Source organism: Piscinibacter sp. (assembly GCF_050175855.1).
GTDB lineage: Bacteria > Pseudomonadota > Gammaproteobacteria > Burkholderiales > Burkholderiaceae_C > Piscinibacter.
The window spans coordinates 1-3,290 of sequence record NZ_JBFXIO010000483.1; the positions used below are offsets into that span (position 1 = coordinate 1).

The window sequence follows — 3,290 nt, forward strand, 5'->3', positions numbered from 1 at the left end:
CAGCCGCGAGTGCGACGCCAGCCCCGCGCCGGCCGCCAAGTCGGAGAAGAGCCGTGCCGAGGTGAAGAAGGAAGTCAAGGAAGCCGTCAAGTCGGGCGAGATGTCCAAGAGCGACGCGATGGAGAAGGCGAAGAAGTAATCCGCATCACCGGATTCGCTTCGACAGCGGCGGCAGGGGCGACCCTGCCGCCGTTTGCATTCGTGCGCCGCGCGAGAATCGGCGCATGAAGGTCTTCGGGATCGCCGGGCATTCCGGCATGGGCAAGACGACGCTGCTCGAGCGCGTGATTCCGCTGCTGCGCGAAAGCGATCTGGTGGTCTCGCTGGTCAAGCACAGCCACAAGGCGATCGAGATCGACCGGCCGGGCAAGGATTCGTACCGGCTGCGTGAGGCCGGCTGCCAGGAGGTGCTGCTGCTCGGCGACGGGCGCTGGGCGCTGATGCACGAGTTGCGCGGCGCCGAGGAGCCGCCGCTGCCCTACCTGCTGTCGCGCCTGCAGCGCTGCGACCTGGTGCTGATCGAGGGCTTCAAGCAGGGCGACTTCCCGAAGCTCGAGGTGTGGCGGCCATCACAGGGCCGCGCGATGCTGTGGCCGCAGTGGCCAGGCATCGTCGGCATCGCCAGCGACGCGGCGCGGCCGGCCGACATGGCGCCCGGCCTGCCCTGGCTCGACCTGCACGACGCCGGTGCGGTGGCCGGCTTCGTGCTCGCCCAGGCCCGGCCGCACCGGGACTGAGCCCAGGCGGAGCGGATCAGCGCGCCTCGGCCGCCGAAGCCTGCGGCGCCGGCACCTGCAGCGCGCCGTCCTTGCTGGCGCCGATGTTCTGCTCGATCGGCGGCAGCGTGTGGGCGATGCCCTTGTGGCAGTCGATGCAGGTCAGCCCCGCATTGAAGGCCTCCTGGTGGGTGTTGGCCGCACGCCGGTTCTGCTCCGCATAGTCCATGAACGTGAAGTTGTGGCAGTTGCGGCACTCCTGGCTGTTGTTCTTCTTCATGCGGTCCCACTCGTGCTGGGCCAGCACGGCGCGCTTGGCGTTGAACTTCTCCGGCGTGTCGATGGAGCCGAGCACCTTGTGCAGCACCTCGTTGCTCGCCTGGATCTTGCGGATGATCTTCGGCACCCACTCCTTCGGTACGTGACAGTCGGGGCAGGTGGCGCGAACGCCGGTGCGGTTCTGGTAGTGGATGGTGTTGCGGTACTCCACGTAGACGTTGTCCTTCATCTCGTGGCAGCTGATGCAGAACTCCTCGCGGTTGGTCCATTCCATCGCGGTGTTGAAGCCGCCCCAGAACAGGATGCCGAACACGAAGGCGATGCCCAGCGCGCCGGTGGCGAGGCCCCACACCCAGGCGCCGAGCCGGCGGATGCGCCCGCCTCGCGGGCTGCCGTTGTTGTTGTCGTCGGCCATGTCGCCGCTCCTCACTGCAGCCCGCGGGCGCGCTTGAAGTTGTTCTCCACCAGCGGCTTGGCGTCGGTCTGCGGCACGTGGCACTGCGTGCAGAAGTAGCGGCGCGGGCTGATGTTGTCGAGTTCCTGGCCCTCGCGGGTGCGGAAGTGGGTGACGCTGACCTTGGTCGCGCCGGCGGCTCCTGCCTTCTGCCAGGCGTGGCAGTCCATGCACTTGTTGTAGTTCTTGGTGATCTGGTAGCCGGCGGTGTTGTGAGGGATCAGCGGGGGCTGCTGCACGAAGTCGCGGTCGCCCACCGGGCGGTCGCGCTCCTGGTGCGAGGCCACCGGCGGGTTGTCCTGCGTCACCGGCGTGCCGCCGCGCAGGGCCTTGATCTGAACCGTCTCGTCGGCTGCGGGGGCGAGCTGGGTGCCAAGCGCGAAGATGCCGGCGGCCAGTGCGTACTTGAGGAGATCGCGGACTCTCATGGTCAGTCCCTTCGGGTGTCGAATCGGTGGGTGAATCGGAAGACGTCGGGGCCGCAGACGTCGATGCAGCGGCCGCAGTTGGTGCACTCGCGGTCGGTGATGACCGGCGAGGCGCCGTCCTTGCCTTTCAGCGGGATCACGATGACCTGCGGCTCGGGGCAGACGGCGTAGCAGTCGGCGCAGTCGTTGCAGCGGCTCGAATGCGCCGCGGCCACGCGCAGCGGGCTCTTGCTGCCGATCAGCGCATAGGCCGCTCCGACCGGGCAGAGGTGGCCGCACCAGCCGCGCGGCGCCACCAGCAGGTCGAACAGGAAGACCGCGGCCGTGGCGGCCCAGGCGGCGGTGCCGCCGAAGATCAGCGCGCGCTGCGTCATCGAGACCGGGTTGACGCTCTCCCAGACCGCCTGGCCGGTGATCGCGCTGGCCACCAGCACCGCGCCGAGCAGCCAGTAGCGCAAGGTGCCGCGCGGCGCGCGGCCGCTGGTGATGCGCAGCCTCCGGCGCAGCCACGAAGCCGCATCGGTGACCACGTTGACCGGGCAGACCCAGCTGCAGAACACCCGGCCGCCCGCCAACGCGTAGAAGGCGATCACGATCGCCACCCCGGTCAGCGCCGCCATCTCGGGCGCATGCCGCGCCGCCAGCGACTGGGCCAACACGAAGGGGTCGGTCAGCGGCAGCACGCCGAGCGTCACGCTCGACGACAGGTTGCCCTTGACGATCCACACCCCGGCCAGCGGGCCGAGCAGGAACAGCGCGAAGACGGCCAGCTGCGACAGCCGGCGCAGCAGCAGGAAACGGTGCGCGAGCCACCAGCCCTTGGCGCGCACCGCCTCGCGGCCGGGGGACTTGACGGCGCTGGCTCGGTGCAGCCCGAAGCTGCGGCTGGTCACCGGCGTGCTCACTTGGCGGCCTCCGACGCCGGTGGCGCATAGGGATCACGCCCCGAGCGCAGCGGCGCGATGTCGCCGGGCACGGCCTGCTCGGGCAGGTTCTGCACCGGCTGATCGAAGGCCGGCCGGCCGGCCCGGTTGCCGGCTTCCCAGCCCTTGCGGTAGTGATGGCCGAGCTCGCCACGGGCGATGTCCATCGGCAGCACCTTGATCGCCGCCTGCTCGAGCACGCAGCTCTTCTCGCACTTGCCGCAGCCGGTGCAGTGCTCGGCATGCACGGTGGGCAGCAGCATCGCGTGGCGGTCGCTGCGCGGGTTGCTGAACTTCTCCAGCGTGATCGCCTCGTCGATCACCGGGCAGACGCGGTAGCAGACGTCGCAGCGCAGGCCGAGGAAGTTGAGGCAGTTCTCTTGGTCGATGAGCACCGCCACGCCCATCTTCGCCTTCGTGATGTCGGTCAGCGCGGGGTCGAGCGCGCCGGTCGGGCAGGCCTTCACGCACGGAACGTCCTCGCACATCT

The 3,290-nt window shown here is 69.5% G+C and carries 5 protein-coding genes; 1 reads left to right on the forward strand and 4 read right to left on the reverse strand.

Translation table 11 applies throughout. The annotated features are described in order from the left end of the window. The first annotated feature begins 224 nt into the window (after positions 1-224). A complete protein-coding gene (mobB, locus tag AB7U92_RS24300) occupies positions 225-737 on the forward strand; it encodes a molybdopterin-guanine dinucleotide biosynthesis protein B (protein ID WP_428582967.1) in 513 nt (170 codons plus the stop codon). Positions 738-753: 16 nt separating this feature from the next. Here the strand turns inward: mobB and AB7U92_RS24305 are convergent, their stop codons facing one another. From AB7U92_RS24305 to AB7U92_RS24320, 4 genes are all read right to left on the reverse strand, one after another. Then, the gene (locus tag AB7U92_RS24305) at positions 754-1,410 is read right to left on the reverse strand and encodes a NapC/NirT family cytochrome c (RefSeq protein WP_428582969.1); all 657 of its coding nucleotides are present in this window, start codon (positions 1,408-1,410) and stop codon (positions 754-756) included. An 11-nt stretch (positions 1,411-1,421) separates the two neighbouring features. Beyond that, a complete protein-coding gene (locus AB7U92_RS24310) occupies positions 1,422-1,877 on the reverse strand; it encodes a nitrate reductase cytochrome c-type subunit (protein WP_428582971.1) in 456 nt (151 codons plus the stop codon). Positions 1,878-1,879: 2 nt separating this feature from the next. Beyond that, a complete protein-coding gene (gene napH, locus AB7U92_RS24315) occupies positions 1,880-2,782 on the reverse strand; it encodes a quinol dehydrogenase ferredoxin subunit NapH (RefSeq protein ID WP_428582973.1) in 903 nt (300 codons plus the stop codon). Further along, a partial coding sequence (locus tag AB7U92_RS24320) for a 4Fe-4S dicluster domain-containing protein (protein ID WP_428582975.1) occupies positions 2,779-3,290 on the reverse strand: 512 nt, incomplete at its 5' end. The genes napH and AB7U92_RS24320, both read right to left, overlap by 4 nt.

What these genes read in the sequence shown, in the direction of transcription:
- mobB (WP_428582967.1), top strand. Translation starts at nt 225, where the DNA reads ATGAAGGTCTTCGGGATCGCCGGGCATTCCGGCATGGGCAAGACGACG.
- AB7U92_RS24305 (WP_428582969.1), bottom strand. Translation starts at nt 1,410, where the DNA reads ATGGCCGACGACAACAACAACGGCAGCCCGCGAGGCGGGCGCATCCGC.
- AB7U92_RS24310 (WP_428582971.1), bottom strand. Translation starts at nt 1,877, where the DNA reads ATGAGAGTCCGCGATCTCCTCAAGTACGCACTGGCCGCCGGCATCTTC.